The sequence below is a fragment of the Hydrogenophaga sp. genome (assembly GCF_030158645.1).
Classification (GTDB): Bacteria; Pseudomonadota; Gammaproteobacteria; order Burkholderiales; family Burkholderiaceae_C; genus Hydrogenophaga.
In genome coordinates, this window is the sequence record NZ_JAOASO010000089.1 from 72,070 (window position 1) to 87,168 (window position 15,099).

General features: G+C 65.0%; 21 protein-coding genes. 10 read left to right on the plus strand and 11 right to left on the minus strand.

The window, feature by feature from the left end; translation table 11 throughout:
- Positions 1–12 precede the first annotated feature (12 nt).
- A complete protein-coding gene (locus tag Q1W68_RS09605; RefSeq protein WP_300649627.1) occupies positions 13–213 on the plus strand; it encodes a hypothetical protein in 201 nt (66 codons plus the stop codon).
- Between the two features lie 37 nt (positions 214–250).
- Here Q1W68_RS09605 and Q1W68_RS09610 read toward each other — a convergent pair whose 3' ends face one another.
- The 7 genes from Q1W68_RS09610 to Q1W68_RS09640 all read right to left on the minus strand — a co-directional run bounded on the left by Q1W68_RS09610 (position 251) and on the right by Q1W68_RS09640 (position 5,694).
- Complete coding sequence (locus Q1W68_RS09610; RefSeq protein ID WP_300649537.1) at positions 251–724, minus strand: GFA family protein; 474 nt, start codon at positions 722–724, stop codon at positions 251–253.
- A 26-nt stretch (positions 725–750) separates the two neighbouring features.
- On the minus strand, positions 751–1,044 hold the full coding sequence (locus Q1W68_RS09615; RefSeq protein ID WP_300649538.1) for a DUF1330 domain-containing protein: 294 nt from the start codon (positions 1,042–1,044) through the stop codon (positions 751–753).
- A 64-nt stretch (positions 1,045–1,108) separates the two neighbouring features.
- Positions 1,109–2,122, minus strand: a complete 1,014-nt coding sequence (locus tag Q1W68_RS09620; protein WP_300649540.1) for a sulfate ABC transporter substrate-binding protein — start codon at positions 2,120–2,122, stop codon at positions 1,109–1,111.
- Positions 2,123–2,208: 86 nt separating this feature from the next.
- A complete protein-coding gene (locus Q1W68_RS09625; protein ID WP_300660533.1) occupies positions 2,209–2,955 on the minus strand; it encodes a hypothetical protein in 747 nt (248 codons plus the stop codon).
- A 71-nt stretch (positions 2,956–3,026) separates the two neighbouring features.
- The gene (locus Q1W68_RS09630; RefSeq protein ID WP_300649544.1) at positions 3,027–3,284 is read right to left on the minus strand and encodes a hypothetical protein; all 258 of its coding nucleotides are present in this window, start codon (positions 3,282–3,284) and stop codon (positions 3,027–3,029) included.
- A 143-nt stretch (positions 3,285–3,427) separates the two neighbouring features.
- Positions 3,428–4,579: a HupE/UreJ family protein gene (locus Q1W68_RS09635; protein WP_300649546.1), complete on the minus strand. Its 1,152-nt coding sequence runs from the start codon at positions 4,577–4,579 to the stop codon at positions 3,428–3,430.
- Positions 4,579–5,694 (minus strand): hypothetical protein, encoded by a 1,116-nt coding sequence (locus Q1W68_RS09640; protein WP_300660536.1) that lies wholly within the window; start codon positions 5,692–5,694, stop codon positions 4,579–4,581. The genes Q1W68_RS09635 and Q1W68_RS09640 overlap by 1 nt, the downstream gene beginning before the upstream one ends.
- Before the next feature lie 223 nt (positions 5,695–5,917).
- Here Q1W68_RS09640 and Q1W68_RS09645 point away from each other — a divergent pair, with 223 nt between their 5' ends.
- The 8 genes from Q1W68_RS09645 to Q1W68_RS09680 all read left to right on the plus strand — a co-directional run bounded on the left by Q1W68_RS09645 (position 5,918) and on the right by Q1W68_RS09680 (position 11,857).
- A complete protein-coding gene (locus Q1W68_RS09645) occupies positions 5,918–6,070 on the plus strand; it encodes a hypothetical protein (RefSeq protein WP_300649549.1) in 153 nt (50 codons plus the stop codon).
- Positions 6,071–6,139: 69 nt separating this feature from the next.
- Positions 6,140–6,496: a hypothetical protein gene (locus tag Q1W68_RS09650; protein ID WP_300649551.1), complete on the plus strand. Its 357-nt coding sequence runs from the start codon at positions 6,140–6,142 to the stop codon at positions 6,494–6,496.
- A 122-nt stretch (positions 6,497–6,618) separates the two neighbouring features.
- Complete coding sequence (locus Q1W68_RS09655) at positions 6,619–7,305, plus strand: Bax inhibitor-1 family protein (RefSeq protein WP_300649553.1); 687 nt, start codon at positions 6,619–6,621, stop codon at positions 7,303–7,305.
- Positions 7,306–7,338: 33 nt separating this feature from the next.
- Complete coding sequence (locus tag Q1W68_RS09660; protein ID WP_300649555.1) at positions 7,339–8,175, plus strand: undecaprenyl-diphosphate phosphatase; 837 nt, start codon at positions 7,339–7,341, stop codon at positions 8,173–8,175.
- Between the two features lie 61 nt (positions 8,176–8,236).
- Positions 8,237–9,562, plus strand: coding sequence for a hemolysin family protein (locus Q1W68_RS09665; protein ID WP_300649557.1), 1,326 nt, complete (start codon positions 8,237–8,239; stop codon positions 9,560–9,562).
- A complete protein-coding gene (locus tag Q1W68_RS09670; RefSeq protein WP_300649559.1) occupies positions 9,559–10,221 on the plus strand; it encodes an exopolysaccharide biosynthesis protein in 663 nt (220 codons plus the stop codon). Before Q1W68_RS09665 ends, Q1W68_RS09670 begins: the two co-directional genes overlap by 4 nt.
- A 22-nt stretch (positions 10,222–10,243) precedes the next feature.
- On the plus strand, positions 10,244–11,323 hold the full coding sequence (locus Q1W68_RS09675) for a calcium/sodium antiporter (protein ID WP_300658677.1): 1,080 nt from the start codon (positions 10,244–10,246) through the stop codon (positions 11,321–11,323).
- A gap of 12 nt (positions 11,324–11,335) precedes the next feature.
- Positions 11,336–11,857 (plus strand): TIGR00645 family protein, encoded by a 522-nt coding sequence (locus tag Q1W68_RS09680; RefSeq protein ID WP_300649563.1) that lies wholly within the window; start codon positions 11,336–11,338, stop codon positions 11,855–11,857.
- 8 nt (positions 11,858–11,865) lie between these two features.
- On the opposite strand, the gene Q1W68_RS09685 is transcribed toward Q1W68_RS09680, so the two are convergent.
- Positions 11,866–12,918, minus strand: a complete 1,053-nt coding sequence (locus Q1W68_RS09685; RefSeq protein ID WP_300658679.1) for an EamA family transporter — start codon at positions 12,916–12,918, stop codon at positions 11,866–11,868.
- A 98-nt stretch (positions 12,919–13,016) separates the two neighbouring features.
- On the opposite strand from Q1W68_RS09685, the gene Q1W68_RS09690 reads away from it, so the two are divergent.
- A complete protein-coding gene (locus tag Q1W68_RS09690) occupies positions 13,017–13,229 on the plus strand; it encodes a hypothetical protein (protein ID WP_300649567.1) in 213 nt (70 codons plus the stop codon).
- Positions 13,230–13,243: 14 nt separating this feature from the next.
- Here the strand turns inward: Q1W68_RS09690 and Q1W68_RS09695 are convergent, their stop codons facing one another.
- The 3 genes from Q1W68_RS09695 to Q1W68_RS09705 all read right to left on the minus strand — a co-directional run bounded on the left by Q1W68_RS09695 (position 13,244) and on the right by Q1W68_RS09705 (position 15,070).
- Positions 13,244–13,870, minus strand: a complete 627-nt coding sequence (locus Q1W68_RS09695) for a transmembrane anchor protein (RefSeq protein ID WP_300649568.1) — start codon at positions 13,868–13,870, stop codon at positions 13,244–13,246.
- A 20-nt stretch (positions 13,871–13,890) separates the two neighbouring features.
- A complete protein-coding gene (locus Q1W68_RS09700) occupies positions 13,891–14,553 on the minus strand; it encodes a HupE/UreJ family protein (RefSeq protein WP_300649570.1) in 663 nt (220 codons plus the stop codon).
- 139 nt (positions 14,554–14,692) lie between these two features.
- Positions 14,693–15,070: a hypothetical protein gene (locus tag Q1W68_RS09705; RefSeq protein ID WP_300649572.1), complete on the minus strand. Its 378-nt coding sequence runs from the start codon at positions 15,068–15,070 to the stop codon at positions 14,693–14,695.
- Positions 15,071–15,099: the final 29 nt, after the last annotated feature.

Genomic DNA, 15,099 nt, shown 5'->3' on the forward strand with positions numbered 1-15,099 from the left:
ACAGGAGCTCCCATGCAACACCAACAACCTTCGCCGGACGAGGGCCTCGCCGAGCACCCGCTGGACTATTCAGACCCGGAACTGCGCGCTTATGCCGACGAGCAGGCAGAAGATATTCTCGAAACGGTGGTGCACTACATGCCCATGGTGCTGCCCGTCATGGGCGCCATCCTGATCTTCATGCTCGCGTTCATCGCGGTGTTCATGGCCTGAGCCCGGCGCCCGGCCGACAACCCCGGGGCTGCAAGGCTCAAGCGTGTCGCTGGTGCCATTCCTTGAGCGAAAAATCCGGGTAGCCCTCAAAGCGCTGGTCGCCCTGATGGCCCTCCACCGTCACCCACCCCGCCTTGGAGTCCAGCAGGATGTGCACGTTCTCGGGCGGTGTGGGCAAGGGTGTGTCGATTGCGCCCGCGTGCGGGTGCACCAGCTCGGGCCAGGTGGGGTCCCACAGCCAGAGGGCCGTGCCGCACTTGCCGCAGAAGTGGCGTTGCCCGGTGCTTTGCCGCACCCGATCGCCCTCGGTGATCTGCGCCTGGTAAACGCGCAGATGCCGCTTGCCGTTGACCTTCAGGGTGCGGTGGTCGGCACCGAGGTTGATCGCATAGCCACCGGTGCCCGCCGTCTTTCGGCAGATCGAGCAGTAACACCGCATGAACGGGACGGGCTCGGCCGATTCGACCGAGAACTTGACGCTGCCGCAATGGCACGAACCTTCCAGGTGCATGGGGCCTCCGCTGGTGACGTCGCGTCTTATGCCAGCGCTTCAATGATGCGGATGTCGCGCTCGGCGCCCTGACCGAGCGCCGCGAGCGCTTCCTGGTACGCCGGGCTGTCGTGTGCCTCGGTGGCTTGGGCCACGCTGTCGAACTCAAGCAACACGGCGCGCTGGTTGACAGCGGCCTCGTACACCTGGGCCGGCATGCCGCGCGCCAGGAAACGCCCGCCGGCTGCTTGAAGGGCGGGGCCTGCGAGCGCTGCGTAGGCCGCGAGTGCGGCGGGGTCGCTGATGGAGCGGTAGGTGGAGATCCAGTAGGCCTTGGGCATGTTTGTTCCTGGGTGGGTTGGTGATGGGAATCAGGGACCCCATCGTATGTGACACCCGGTCGCCTTACTTGCGCGTGTAGATCTGGTCGAACGTGCCGCCGTCGGCGAAGTGCACCTTGGCCGCCTGTTCCCAGCCGCCGAAAGCGTCACCGATCTTGAAGAGGTTGAGCTTGGGCAGTTGCTTGGCGTACTTGGCCTGGGCCTTGGCCGAGGTGGGGCGGTAGAAGTGTTTGCCGATGATGTCCTGCGCCTCTTCGGTGTAGAGGTATTCCAGGTAGGCCTGGGCCACGGCGCGCGTGCCTTTTTTGTCCACGTTCTTGTCGACCACGGTCACGGCGGGCTCGGCCAGGATGGACAGCGAGGGGTACACGAAGTCCACCTTGTTGCCGAACTCCTTCTCCAGCAGGTAGGCCTCGTTCTCCCAGGAGATGAACACGTCACCCTGGGCGCGCTGTGCGAAGGTGATGGAGGAGCCGCGTGCGCCCGAGTCGAGCACCGGCACGTTGGCGTACAGCTGGGCCACGAATTCCTGCGCCTTGGCGTCGCTGCCGAACTTGCGCTTGGCAAATTCCCAAGCGGCGAGGTAGTTCCAGCGCGCGCCGCCCGAGGTCTTGGGGTTGGGGGTGATGACCTTCACGTCGGGGCGGATCAGGTCGTCCCAGTCCTTGATGTTCTTCGGGTTGCCGGCGCGCGTGACCAGCACGATGGTGGAGGTGTAAGGCGAGCTGTTGAGTGGCAGGCGCTTCTGCCAGTCTTTCGGAATCCAGCCGCCGTTGCTGTGCAGCGCGTCGGTGTCGCCGGCCAGGGCCAGGGTGGCCACGTCGGCGTCCAGGCCGTCGATGATGGAGCGGGCCTGTTTGCCCGAACCGCCATGGCTCTGTTTGATGGTCACGTCCTGGCCGGTCCTGGCCTTCCAGTGTTTGATGAACGCGGCGTTGTATTCCACGTACAGCTCGCGCGTCGGGTCGTAGGACACGTTGAGCAGGGTCACCGGGGCGGGCTGGGCGATGGCCGGGAGGGTGCCGGCGGTGAAGGCGGTGGCGGCGAGGGCCTGGATCAGTTGGCGGCGGGTGGTCATGTCGTTCCTTGTGGAAAGGTGTTGAAAGTGACCGGATGATCCGACCTTCACCCCCGTTCAGGAACGAATGGATATTTGGTTGTTTATTACCGAATCATCTGAGCCAAATGCCCATGTGGTGGAACACCAAACACCGTCTGCAGGGTCTTCTGCTCGGGCAACACATAGACCATGGCCCGCTGCGCCACGAAGGTGGGCGCGATGTGGGCGTCAAAGAAAGGGGCGGGAATGTTGATGCAACCGTAGCTGATGCGGTTGTCGTCGGCCGTCTCGGTGACCAGGCGCTGCAGGCGGCGCTCTTTCGGGTTGTTGGCGCGCACCCGGTGCATGGACACGGCTGCGTCGTAGTCGACCCAGACCACGTCTTCGCCGTCGATGTTGAGTCCGCGCTGGCCCGCAAAGCGGCCTGCGGGTGTCGTGCGTTCTTCGGGCAATACATCGGCAATGGCCTTGTCGCCGATGCCGGGCACCGAGTCGTCGCCGTGCGCGGAACCCAGCAGCACGGCGGTGTGGTCGATCAGACGGGCCTGTGCGTCAAACACATACAGATGCGCCGCCCGCTTGTCGATCACCACGAACGGCATGGCGGCGTGGTCGCCGGAGCGTGCGATCCAGTTCGCCATGTGGCGCAGATTGCTCGAAGCCTCGGCATTGCCCAGTTCGGCGAGTCGCGGCGGTGTGGTTGCCAGCGGGACCGCGCGCTGCGTTGCGTTGGCCGTCACCGGGGTGGCCGGTGGTATCGCCAGTGCGAGCAAGGCCAGTCCGATCAGCACGCCCTGGCGGATGGCCGACCAGGGGGTGGCGTCGTCGATGGCGGGTGTGGGATTGATCATCCTTCAGCGCTTCAAACAGCAACGCCCCGGGATCGCAAGGACCGCGGGGCGTTGTCCGAACTGGGGCAGGCTCAGTTGCGGTCGGCGCGCGCCACGGGCTCGTTCATCGCGGCGTTGTTGTTCATGCTGTCGGTGGTGGTTGGTGCCGGCGTGGTCATGCCGCCCACAGGTGGCGTGGCCATGGGCGTGGTTTGCGTGCCCGGTGTGGCCGCAGGTGTGGTGGTCGTGGCGGGCATGTCGGTGGTGGTCGTTTGAGCGAACACCAGGGTGGCGCTGCCGACCACGGCCAGAGCGGCAAGCGAAGAGGTGATGAAGCTGGACGTTTTCATGGTGGACCCTTGAAAGTGCTACTGACGCAGCGTTGAGGACTCGCAGCCGAAGGTGCCGACTGACTTTCAGGTTACGGGTCCTGCGCAGGGAGGGTCTGTTCGTGAGCGTACCGAGCAATCGCAACACAGGTAACAAGCGGTCTTCAACCGCCCAGCCGCTCCACCAGCCAGATCGAGCCGATCACCGCAATGGCCAGCGAACCACCGGCCACCACCACCCAGCGGTAGAACGCGGTGTGGCGCAGCAGCCAGGCCAGTGGCAGGAACGCCAGCACGATGGCCAGCTGCCCGATCTCGACGCCGACGTTGAAGCCACCGAGCGCGAGCGCGAGCTGCTTCGCGGGCAGGGCCAGGTCGAGCAGCACGTTGGCAAACCCGAACCCGTGGATGAGGCCGAAGACAAAGGCCAGCCGCCAGCGCTTGAGCGAGAACCAGCCCAGCAGGTTGTTGAGCGCGGCCAGGATCACCGAGAGCGCGATCACCGATTCGATGATCGCCACCGGCGGATTGACCCAGCCCAGGATGGACGCCACCAGCGTGATCGAGTGCGCCACGGTGAACGCGGTCACGACCGCCAGCACATCCATGAACGAGGTGCGGAAGCTCTCCACCGCGGGCCAGCTGGTCACGCGCCGGCGCGAAGGCACCAGCGGCGCGAGCACCAGCAGGCTGAGCAGGAAGAGGATGTGGTCGATGCCGATCCAGATGTGCCACACGCCTTCCACCACGTAGCGCGCGAACACCGCCCAGCCGGAAACCTCGCCCGCCAGCAACGCAGCCTCGGGTCGGTCCGGACTCAAGATGGCGCTGCTGGTGGCGCCGGGCAGCTCGACCTTGAGCAGGCCACGGTGCAGGTTGTCCTGGTCGAAGATCAGGGCGTACTGGAGCGTGAGCCGACCCGCTGCGACGTCCTCGGGATCGGCGCAGACCACCGTCCATTCGGCGCTGAGGTAGAAGCCGTCCGAGTGCGGGCTGGCCATCACGTCCAGCGGCTTGAGTTCGCACGCGGCCGAGGTGCCGCGCACTGTGATGCCCTGCTGCATCCAGGCCTTGAGTTCGTCCATGCGCGAGGCGGTTTCACCCCAGCTCACCTGTCCGTCGCGGTCGTCGTCCAGATCGAAGATCAGGTCCACGTCGCGCAGGTTGATGTCGGTGCGCAGCACCAGGTCAGGGCCGCGCTGCGACAGCGAGAGGTAGGCGTTGCTGCTGGAGTGGGCGAGGGCGGAGCCGGCGAAAGCAGCGAGCAGGGCAAGCGCGGCCAGTCGGGCGGCCAGGTGTCTGAACAGGAAAGTCATCAGGATTTGCCCAGCCGGGTTTGCAGTTCGTCGGCCAGCCGTTTGAGCACCGGGTCGGTGTAGCCGGTGGCGGCCATCCAGCCCAGCACGGGCTCGGCCAGCCTGGGCTGGTTGGCTTGGAGCGCGGCCTGCACCAGCAGCACCGCATCGGCCGGTTCGTTCTGCGTGCGCCAGTTCTCCGCAGCCAGCGCCAGGCCTTTGGCCACGTCGCGCCCGTAGGTGATGAGGTAGACCATGGTGGGCCGCTCGATCAGGCTTTCGCCGCGCAGCGCCTGGTTGTTCATGCGGTTCTCGAACTGGTCGGCCAGGCGTTGCGTGTCGCCGTCCTTGAGGCCGCGGCTGGCCAGCAGCGCCTGCACCAGCAGCGCGTCGGTGGGTGAAGGCGAAGCGGTGTAGCGCTTCGCTTGGGCGTATTGGCCTTGCTGGTTCAGCAGCTCGGTGAGCGTGAGCCTCACCAGGTGCGACTCGGGCCTGGCCTGCAGGTGCTTCTCCCACACGGCCATGGCCTGCGCTGGCTCGCCCGCGGCGCGGAGAGCTTCACCCTGGTGGTAGCGCAGCCAGTCCTGCGTGAACGGGCCCTGGTAGTCGGGCAGATCGACCAGGCGGTTCAGCAGGGGAATGGCTTGCTGCGCTTGGCCGGTGCGGTACAGGAGCGTGGCCGCGCAGGCCTGGCCTTCGTCGCGGCCGAAGCGCTGCCCGATCGCATCGCAATCGGTGCGCGCCGCCGCCATGTTCGATGTGAGCAGGTGCAGCGAAAAGCGCCATGACCAATACTCGGGTTGCGCCGGATCGAGGGTGATCGCCTTTCCCAGATCGTCGATGCCGCCCTGGAAATCGTGGAAACCCTGTTTCACCAGGGCGCGCAAAAAATGACCTTCAGCCGGCAAGGTGCTGGCGCTCCACCAGGGCTGCAGCGCGGCTTTGGCCGAGCCGTACCAGCGCAGATCACCCTCGGTCAGGCCCAGCAAAAACACGGCCCGCGCGTAATTCAGCGCAGCGGGCAGGTGGTTGCGGTTCTTGCGCCATTCGCGCTCCACATCGCGCAATGCCCCCACCTGGTTGCTCTGGGCATGCACCGAAGCGGGCAACACGATCTGGTCGGGCGCGGGCGTCAATCGAGGTTGGGCCTGTGCACCCATTGAAATACCGATTACAAGAATTGGCAGTACTTTGCAACAGGGTTTCCACCTGAATCCAATCAATACCCGATGAGGGCTCATGGGAAACGCGTTTGTCAGGTCAATGGGCATTGAAATCGATATCCTCGGCATTGGCTGCGATGGGCGATTCCCCATTGTGTGCCGGTCGTAAAAGACATATCAATCCCAAAGGTAATCTATGAAAACTCTCATCTCCGCAATGATCGCTGCATTCATGATGGCTTCCGTTCCTGCGTTTGCTGCCAGCCATGCCGGCGGCAAAATGGACGACAAAAAAATGGATTGCATGAAAGACGAGAACAAAGCCAAAGACGAGTGCAAGAAGAAGTAATTTGCGCTCCGGCGAGAAAGGGCCCACGTCAGTGGGCCTTTTTTTTGGGACCGATATACTCAGGCCACCATGCGCCGCTGCCTCATCGCGATCTTCGCGCTCCACTTCTTTTTGAGTGTGAGCGCGTTCGCATTGGGCGGAGCACACAGCGCAGCGGCACTGCAGGCGCCCGTCCTTTCCGCGCTGCAGAGTGCACCCGGCGATGCGGAGTCGGCGCCGCAAGGCAAGGCGTTGGGTGAGGCGGCCGTGAACCACGCGCTGGTGGACCAAGTGCCCGATCTTCCCGACAGCCTGCCCAAAACCGTGCTGGTGCAGCGACCCCCTGTCGACGGCGGCTCCAGCATCGGCTATCGGCAGCGTGCCGCGGTGCCGCCCTCGTTGGACGGATTGCTCCGCCCACCACAACAGGCCTCACACCCGGCCTGAGGTGGAGCCGCCGCGGCGGCCCACACCCCGCTTTGCTCCCGTGAGCCCGCAGCGCCGAAGCGTCGCGAGCTGCTCGCGGCAACCCATCCCTTTTTGATTTCATCCACCGAACGGACCTCACCATGAACACGAGTCTTTCTGCCCATTCCCCCACCAGCGCCGCGCTGGTTGAACGCAACCGCGTGCTGCGCAACACCTACTGGCTGTTGTCCTTGTCGATGATCCCCACGGTGCTCGGCGCCTGGGTCGGCCTGGCCACCGGCATCACCTCCGGGCTCACCGGTTTCATGGGCCTGATCGTCTTCATGGGGGGTGCGTTCGGCTTCATGTTCGCCATCGAAAAAACCAAAAACTCCGCCGCTGGCGTGCCGGTGCTGCTGGCGTTCACCTTCTTCATGGGCCTGATGCTCTCGCGCCTGGTGGGCACGGTGCTGGGTCTTTCCAACGGGGCTGGGCTCGTGATGACGGCCTTTGCCGGCACGGGCGCGATCTTTCTGGGCATGGCGGCGCTGTCGTCCATCATCAAGCGCGACCTGACCAGCATGGGCAAGTTCCTGTTCATCGGCGCGATCATGCTGCTGGTGGCCGGTGTGGCCAACGTCTTCATCCAGTCGGGTGCGCTCATGATCACGTTGGCGGTGTTGGCCATCGGCATCTTCTCGGCCTTCATCCTGTACGACCTCAAGCGCGTGCAGGACGGCCACGAGACCAACTACATCACCGCCACATTGGGCGTTTACCTGAGCCTGTTCAACGTGTTCCAGAGCCTGCTGATGTTGCTGGGTCTGGGCGGTTCGCGTGACGAGTGAACCGCAGCGCGGCTGCCGATCGGCCTGGAAGCCGTGAGCGCCACGGTCTGGGCCGAAGCTGCCTTCCTGGGTCTGGTGCAGGGGCTCACCGAGTTCCTGCCGGTGTCGTCCAGCGCGCACCTGCGCATCCTGGGCCCCCTGTTGCCTTCGGGTGGTGATCCGGGCGCGGCTTTCACGGCCATCACCCAGATTGGCACCGAGGCGGCGGTCTTGATCTACTTCCGCAAGGACCTTCTGCGCATCCTGCAGGCCTGGTGGAAGTCGCTGACGCAGCCCGAGTGGCGCCGCGATCCCGATGCGCGCATGGGCTGGCTGATTCTCATCGGCACGCTGCCCATTGCCTTGTTGGGTCTGGCGTTCAAGGACGCCATCGAAGGCACGCTGCGCAACCTGGTGATCACCGCCGTGATGCTGATCGTGTTCGGCGTGATCCTCGCGATGGCGGACCGTGTGGGCACCAAGCAGCGGACACTCAAGGAGCTCTCCTGGGGCCACGGGCTGATGTTCGGGCTGGCGCAAGCCATGGCCTTGATCCCCGGCGTGTCCCGCTCGGGTGGAACCATCACCGCCGGCCTGCTCATGGGTTACACCCGCGAGGCCGCGGCGCGTTATTCCTTTCTGCTGGCCATACCGGCCGTGATGGCCTCGGGCTTCTACCAGCTCTACCGCAGCTGGGAGCTGGGCAGTCCCATCGCCCCGGGTCCGACCGCACTCGCCACGCTGATCGCCTTCGTGGTCGGTTACGGCGTGATCGTGTGGTTTCTGCGGCTGGTGTCCACCCGCGGCTACATGCCGTTTGTGGTGTACCGCGTTGCCCTGGGCTGCGTGGTGCTGGTGTTGCTGGCCACGGGTGTGCTGAGTGCCACCTGAGCCGCTGTCACAAGCCGCTGCCTCCCACTTCTTTTGACTTTCCGGAGCTTTCAAAGACCCCATGGAAATTGCCATCCTGTTTGCGTTGATCCTGCTCAATGGCCTGTTCGCCATGTCGGAGATCGCGCTGGTCACTGCGCGCAAGGTGCGCCTGCAAAAACTCATCGATGAGGGCGACAAATCCGCTGCAGCGGCCGTGAAGCTGGGGGAAGACCCCACGCGTTTTCTCTCCACCATCCAGATCGGCATCACCTCCATCGGCGTGCTCAACGGCATCGTCGGTGAGGCGGCGCTGGCCGCGCCGCTGGCGCTCTGGCTTGCCTCGCTGGGCGTGGCCGATCCGTACAGCGCTTACGCCGCCACCGGCCTGGTGGTGGTGCTCATCACCTACTTCTCCATCGTCGTGGGCGAACTGGTGCCCAAGCGCATCGGGCAATCGAACCCCGAAGCGCTGGCGCGTCTGGTGGCACGGCCCATCAACTGGCTCGCCATCGCCACCAAGCCCTTTGTGTTGTTCCTCTCTGTGTCCACCCGCGCGCTCATGAAGCTTCTCGGCGTCAAGGAAAACACCGGCGCAGCAGTGACCGAAGAAGAGATCCACGCCATGCTGGCCGAAGGCACCACGGCGGGCGTGATCGAGACCCACGAGCACACCATGGTGCGCAACGTGTTCCGGCTGGACGACCGCCAGATCGGCTCGCTCATGGTGCCGCGCAGCGACGTGGTGGTGCTGGATCTTGACCAGAGCTTCGAGGTGAACATGGCCCGCGTGGAGGCGTCGGACCACGCGCGCTTCCCCGTGGTCCACGGCAACATGAGCAACGTGGTGGGTGTGGTCAATGCGCGCAAATGGCTCTCGCAGGCGCTGCGTGGCGAGCAACGCGAACTGGGCGGCCAGCCGCTGCAGGCGCCGCTGTACGTGCCCGAGACCATCACCGGCATGGAGCTGCTGGACAACTTCCGCCAGTCCGACGTGCACATGGCGTTCGTCATCGACGAATACGGCGAAGTGCAGGGCATCGTGACGTTGCAGGACCTGATCGAGGCCATCACCGGCGAGTTCAGCCCGAAGGACCCCGAGACCTCCTGGGCCATGCTGCGCGAAGACGGCAGCTGGCTGCTCGACGGCCACATTCCCGTGCCCGAACTCAAGGACCGCTTGCAGCTCGACAGCGTGCCGGACGAAGAGCGTGGCCGCTACCACACGCTCAGCGGTTTGATGATGTTGCTCACCGGCCGGCTGCCGAAGGAGAGTGACACCGTGACCTGGGAAGGCTGGCGTCTGGAGATCGTGGACATGGATGGCCGCACCATCGACAAGGTGCTGGCCACCCGCGTCGTGGCCGATGCCGAGGGCGAGGTCGAGGAAGCGCCCACCGGCATATGAGCCATTCACCCTTTGGCCGGCGCACAGACCAGGGTCTGGCTGTCTTGCCGCCGGGCAGTGTGCCGCTGTCGGTGGTGCTTTTGCGCCTGGCGAACGACCACAGCCGAGAGCGCATCTCGGTGGGCGATCTGCTTGCGGCGCTGGGTGACCGTGCGATCGGCGCGCTGATGTTCTTTTTTGCAGCGCCCAACATCCTGCCGGTGCCACCGGGCGTCTCCACCCTGCTGGGCGCGCCGCTGCTGTTTCTCTCGGCCCAGCTCATGCTGGGCATGCGGCCGTGGCTGCCGGGCTTTGTGACGCGGCGCTCGCTCTCACGCGACGATCTCTCCACGCTGGTGCGGCGCATCGTGCCGTGGCTCGCCAAGGCCGAGAAACTGCTCAAGCCGCGCCTGCACGGTCTGGTCCGGCCACCGGTGGAATACGCGGTCGGACTGGTCTGCCTCGTGCTGGCCATGGTGTTGATGTTGCCTGTACCCTTGGGCAATACCTTGCCCGCGTTGGCCATCAGCGTGCTGGCGCTGGGTGTGCTGGAGCGCGATGGTGTGTGGATTGCGCTCGGTTTGCTGGCCTCGGCGGTGGCGGGTGCGGTGGTCTGGGGTGTGGTTTGGGCGATGATCAAGGCGGCGGTCTTGATCCTGGGACCTCTGTTCGTTTCTTGAGGGCTTCTCCATGTTGATTCAGATGGCAGTGTTTTTCGCGGGCCTGGTCGCGTTGGTCTTTGGTGCGAGTGCGCTGGTGCGTGGTGCATCCAAGCTGGCCCTGTCGTTCGGCATATCGCCGCTGGTCGTGGGCCTGACCATCGTCGCGTTCGGTACCAGCGCACCCGAGGTGGCCGTGTCCACCGGCGCCGTGCTCAATGGCCAGACCGACATCGCGGTGGGCAACGTGGTGGGCAGCAACATTTTCAACGTGCTGTTCATCCTGGGCATCAGCGCGCTGGTGGCCCCGCTCATCGTGCATGTGCAGCTGATCCGCCAGGAGGTGCCCATCATGATCGGCTCCGCCCTGCTGCTGCTGGCCCTCGGACTTGATGGCAACCTCAGCCTGTGGGACGGCGCCATCCTGATGGCCTTGATGGTGGCTTACACCGCCTTCCTCATCGTGCAGTCGCGCCGCGAATCGGCCGCCAACACCGCCGAATTTGACGCCGAGCTCCAACCCGCCGAGCGGGATGCCTGGGACGGCAAGTGGCCTGCGCAGATCGCCCTGATCGTGGCCGGACTGGCGCTGCTCGTGGTGGGGTCTGACTGGCTGGTTTCCGCCTCGGTGGTGTTCGCCAAGGCGTTGGGTGTGAGCGACCTCGTGATCGGTCTGACCATCGTGGCCGCCGGCACGTCCATGCCCGAGGTGGCCACCTCGCTGACCGCCGCCTTCAAAGGCGAGCGCGACATCGCCGTGGGCAACGTCGTGGGCAGCAACACCTTCAACATCCTGGGCTGCCTGGGTCTCAGCGGTCTGGTGTCGGGCGACCTGGGCCTGAGCCTTGCTCCGTCGATCCTCAACTTCGACATCTGGGTCATGCTCGCGGTCTCGCTGGCCTGCTTGCCGGTGTTTCTGAGCGGACGCGAGATTGCTCGCTGGGAAGGCGGGGTTTTTCTGGCGTACTACGCAGCCTATGTGGCCTACATGATCCTGGCCTCACAACACCACGATGCGCTGCCGGGTTTCTCGTCGGTCATGCTCAGTTTCGTGTTGCCGCTGACCATCATCACGCTTGTGGTGAGTCTCATGCGTGCCAGGACGCCGCGTGGCCAGCCCTGAAACATTCTCAACATGAAAAACACATCCAACTCCTTCGAGCGGCTCATGGAATCGGCGATCTTCGCCAGCCGCTGGATCCTCGCGCCTTTCTTCATCGGCCTGATCATCGCCATGCTCGTGCTGCTGCTCAAGTTCGGCAAGGAACTGGTGTCCCTGCTCATGGGGGTGCTGGGCCTCTACGAGCACGACGCGATCATCTCCATCCTCACGCTGGTGGACACCGCGCTCATTGCGGTGCTGCTGCTCATCATCGTGTTCAGCGGCTATGAGAACTTCGTTTCCAAGCTGAGCATTGGCGACCACGAAGACCGGCCCGGCTGGATGGGCAAGGTCAGCTTTTCCGACCTCAAGATGAAGCTGATCGGCGCCATCGTCGCCATCTCTGCGGTGGAGCTGCTCAAGGCGTTTCTGGTCAGCACCACGCTCACCGGCGAGCAGATCGGCTGGAAGATCGCGATCCACCTCACCTTCGTGATCTCGGGTCTCCTGTTCGCCGCCTCCGACTGGATCAGCGACAGCCGCAAGAGCGCCTGATCCGCGGCTCAGTGCCGGTGCAGGTGGTGCGCATCCGGCACATGCGGGTGCTCGTGCTGCATCGGTGGGTGGGTGTGCCAGTGGCTGTGAGCACCTTCGGGCATGGGCTCGTGCGTGTGCAGGTGGTGCCCGTCGTTGTGTGAATGGGCGTGTTCGTGTTCCAGCGCCTCGTGCGTGTGGGCATGGCTGTGGCGCTCCACCAGGTGCAGCAGCACGCCCAACACCATGAGGCCGCCGCCCACGGCCATGAGTGCCGTGGCCGAGCGCTCACCGAGCGCGAATGCGCCGGCCGCGCCGATGAAGGGTGCGAAGGCGAACACCGAGCCGGTGCGCGCCGCGCCAAAGGTGCGCTGCGCCAGCAGATAGAAACGCAGGCTCAGGCCATAGCCGGTGGCGCCCACGGCCAGCAGGGCCAGTGCGTTGGTCCAGCCGGGCAGAGCCTCTCGCGACAGGAAGGCCAGCGTCACGGTGGCCGCACTGCCCAGCAGCGCCTTGGCCCACACCACCTGGCCGGGGTCGCGGTCGGCCACGCCGCGCGAGAGCGTGTTGTCCACGCCCCAGGCTGCGGTGGCCAGCGCCACCGCCAGCAGGCCCAGCAGTTGCACCTGACCCGCCAGTCCTTGCTCGACGACCAGCAGCGCGCCACCGGCGAGCAGCAGCACCACCGCGCCGATCACGCGGCGGTCCATGGTTTCACCAAACCAGCGCCAGGCCAGCACCGCGGTGAACACCGCTTCCAGCGTGAGCATGAGCGAGGCGCTTGAACCACTGGTGCGTTGCAGGCCCCAGGCCAGCGCCACCGGCCCGATCACCGCACCGCAAGCCGCCATGGCGAGCAGGCGGGTCAGATCGGTGCGTCGCAGCTGCGCTTCGCGCTGGGTGGGCCGTCTCAGCAGGCGCGCCACCAAGGCCGCGCCAGCGTAGAGCAGGGCCGCGGTGGTGAACGGCCCCACACCCGTGCCGAAGCGCTGCACCAGCGGTGTGCTCAAGCCAAACAGCACAGCGGCCACCAAGGCCAGCAGGCCGCCGCGCAGGGCAGGAGACATCGGGGTGTGGGTCATTCGGCAGCGCGGTGGGGCGATGCACCGAGCGTATGCCAGCGCACCGACTGTGTGGCCCCTGAACGGTGATGCTCGATGTCTTTCACTGGGGGACTCTCATGGCACAAAAAGCACACATCGTCGGCAAGGTCGAATACCGCAGTGGCGACGGCCCGAACGTTGAAATTCGCCCAGGTCCGGTGGACTTGAACACGGGCATCAACGACGTGACGCTGAGCTGGACCGATGAGGAGACGCACGGTTCGGCGGCGATGCCGCTGGCCGACTTCAAGCGCTACGTGTCCGAAGGGCTCATCACACTCGACGCCTGAGGTCGGCTGTCCCATCAGATGGCCCGCTTGATGTCGCTGTAGGTGCCGCGCGTGCGCAGCACCAGGGTCACATCGGCCTGGCCGCGGTTGCGCCAGTACCAGCCGTGGTTGCCGGTGAAAGCGGCCACGAGTTCACCCTCGTCTTCCGCCACGCCACGCCCTTTCTCATAGCTGATGGAGCGTCCACCGCCATCGCCGTGCGTGTCGAAATTCACCGCGCCACCTTGCACCACCCAGCGAAAGTCGGCTTTGTCGCCGGCCTGCATGCGCAGCTTGATCTCGGCGCCTTCGCCCGGGGTGAGCGTCACGCTCATTTCGTCGCGCCAGGGTGCTGTTGTTGCGGCTTCGACGGCAGGTGCCGCCGCCTGAGGGACGGCCGTCGGCGCAGCGTTGGATGTGGCTTGCGCCATGGGGGCTGCCGCTGCGTCTGACTCGGCCTCTGCTGCCAACTGCTGCTTGATCTCTCCCATCTCGGTCAGTCGCAGGGTGCGCCCGACGCCGGTGGGATCGATGCCGTACTCGGCCGGCAAAACGACGGTGATCAGCAGAACGGCGGCCGCGATGGCCGCGAGCAGTGTGGAGCGCAGCAGTTGCCGGGATGACGGCAGGTCTGCAGACAGTGGTGTGTTGGCGTTGTACATGGTTGAAATATCCGATGGGTTCACGATACGAAGTAACCGGTGAGCTGCATGCCCACCAGGATGAAGCCCGCACTCATCATGGCGACGTTGGCGGTGTAAGCGTGGCGCGCAAAGCTGGGTGTGCGCCGCCAGAAGCCCATGCCGATGAGGATGACGGTGAGTGCCAGCAGCTGACCGATTTCCACGCCGACGTTGAACGCCAGCAGGTTGGGGACCAGGCCGTCGGGCGAGATCCCGTATTCGAGGATCTTGGTGGCCAGGCCAAAACCGTGGAACAGACCAAACACCAGTGTGGCCACGCGCGTGTCGGGCTGGAAGCCCAGCCAGCGCTGGAAGGCCCCGAGGTTGTCCAGCGCCTTGTAGACCACCGACAAGCCGATGATTGCGTCGATCAGGTAGCTGTTGATCCCGACGTTGAAGTACACGCCCAGAACCATGGTGGTGGAGTGACCCAGCGCAAAGAGACTCACGTAGAGGCCGATGTGCGAGAGCCGGTACAGGAAGAAGATCACACCGAACAGGAACAACAGGTGGTCGTAGCCCGTCACCATGTGCTTGGCCCCCAGGTACATGAAGGGCAGCACGTGAACGCCTGAAATTTCCTGGATGTAGCCCTTGTCGCCCTCGGTCACCGCATGGGCCAGGGCCTCGGGTGATGCGAAGAGCAGCGAGATGAAGAACATCGATAAAAGCAACAGGTGCGCGGACCCGGTCGCCCATGGCGAACGTGGCAGCCTGTCTTGAAGAAAGCTGTGCATGAAGACTCCATTGGTCTGAGAAACGAAACCGCTGCCGGCAGGCAGCGCAAAGACAAAGCGTCTTTCAGACCATGGGTGGGCGTTCCAGCCGGAACGCCTCCACCAGTTCAACCCAGTGTCCGGGTGTGACCGCCCAGCTCGACGGCTTTGCAGTGGCGCAGTTCCACGCTTGAGGCAGCGCGTGGGCCTTGTCGTGCGAGTGGTCGGCGCCATGGTGGGTGTGGTCGGCTGCCGTGTTGATGCCGCTCGGGTGGTGGTCGTGGGCAACGTCTTCGTGCGAATGCGTGTCCTGGTGCGTCGCCACCAGTTCCGCCAGGCCGTGAGACTTCACCTGGCCCACGGCCGCCAGCAAGGTCCCCACCACCAAGGCCAGCAACACCAGCCACCGCAAGCCGCGCGTGAGCGCAGCGGGTCTGGCAGGCAGAGCGGTTCGCAAGGTCATGGTGTGACGGGCTGGCTGGGGGCGGACAG

What these genes read in the sequence shown, in the direction of transcription:
- Q1W68_RS09610 (WP_300649537.1), bottom strand. Translation starts at nt 724, where the DNA reads ATGCACCTGGAAGGTTCGTGCCATTGCGGCAGCGTCAAGTTCTCGGTC.
- Q1W68_RS09630 (WP_300649544.1), bottom strand. Translation starts at nt 3,284, where the DNA reads ATGAAAACGTCCAGCTTCATCACCTCTTCGCTTGCCGCTCTGGCCGTG.
- Q1W68_RS09635 (WP_300649546.1), bottom strand. Translation starts at nt 4,579, where the DNA reads ATGACTTTCCTGTTCAGACACCTGGCCGCCCGACTGGCCGCGCTTGCC.
- Q1W68_RS09645 (WP_300649549.1), top strand. Translation starts at nt 5,918, where the DNA reads ATGAAAACTCTCATCTCCGCAATGATCGCTGCATTCATGATGGCTTCC.
- Q1W68_RS09665 (WP_300649557.1), top strand. Translation starts at nt 8,237, where the DNA reads ATGGAAATTGCCATCCTGTTTGCGTTGATCCTGCTCAATGGCCTGTTC.
- Q1W68_RS09680 (WP_300649563.1), top strand. Translation starts at nt 11,336, where the DNA reads ATGAAAAACACATCCAACTCCTTCGAGCGGCTCATGGAATCGGCGATC.
- Q1W68_RS09655 (WP_300649553.1), top strand. Translation starts at nt 6,619, where the DNA reads ATGAACACGAGTCTTTCTGCCCATTCCCCCACCAGCGCCGCGCTGGTT.
- Q1W68_RS09690 (WP_300649567.1), top strand. Translation starts at nt 13,017, where the DNA reads ATGGCACAAAAAGCACACATCGTCGGCAAGGTCGAATACCGCAGTGGC.
- Q1W68_RS09615 (WP_300649538.1), bottom strand. Translation starts at nt 1,044, where the DNA reads ATGCCCAAGGCCTACTGGATCTCCACCTACCGCTCCATCAGCGACCCC.
- Q1W68_RS09700 (WP_300649570.1), bottom strand. Translation starts at nt 14,553, where the DNA reads ATGTTCTTCATCTCGCTGCTCTTCGCATCACCCGAGGCCCTGGCCCAT.
- Q1W68_RS09675 (WP_300658677.1), top strand. Translation starts at nt 10,244, where the DNA reads ATGGCAGTGTTTTTCGCGGGCCTGGTCGCGTTGGTCTTTGGTGCGAGT.
- Q1W68_RS09705 (WP_300649572.1), bottom strand. Translation starts at nt 15,070, where the DNA reads ATGACCTTGCGAACCGCTCTGCCTGCCAGACCCGCTGCGCTCACGCGC.
- Q1W68_RS09685 (WP_300658679.1), bottom strand. Translation starts at nt 12,918, where the DNA reads ATGACCCACACCCCGATGTCTCCTGCCCTGCGCGGCGGCCTGCTGGCC.
- Q1W68_RS09620 (WP_300649540.1), bottom strand. Translation starts at nt 2,122, where the DNA reads ATGACCACCCGCCGCCAACTGATCCAGGCCCTCGCCGCCACCGCCTTC.
- Q1W68_RS09670 (WP_300649559.1), top strand. Translation starts at nt 9,559, where the DNA reads ATGAGCCATTCACCCTTTGGCCGGCGCACAGACCAGGGTCTGGCTGTC.
- Q1W68_RS09650 (WP_300649551.1), top strand. Translation starts at nt 6,140, where the DNA reads ATGCGCCGCTGCCTCATCGCGATCTTCGCGCTCCACTTCTTTTTGAGT.
- Q1W68_RS09625 (WP_300660533.1), bottom strand. Translation starts at nt 2,955, where the DNA reads ATGATCAATCCCACACCCGCCATCGACGACGCCACCCCCTGGTCGGCC.
- Q1W68_RS09695 (WP_300649568.1), bottom strand. Translation starts at nt 13,870, where the DNA reads ATGTACAACGCCAACACACCACTGTCTGCAGACCTGCCGTCATCCCGG.
- Q1W68_RS09605 (WP_300649627.1), top strand. Translation starts at nt 13, where the DNA reads ATGCAACACCAACAACCTTCGCCGGACGAGGGCCTCGCCGAGCACCCG.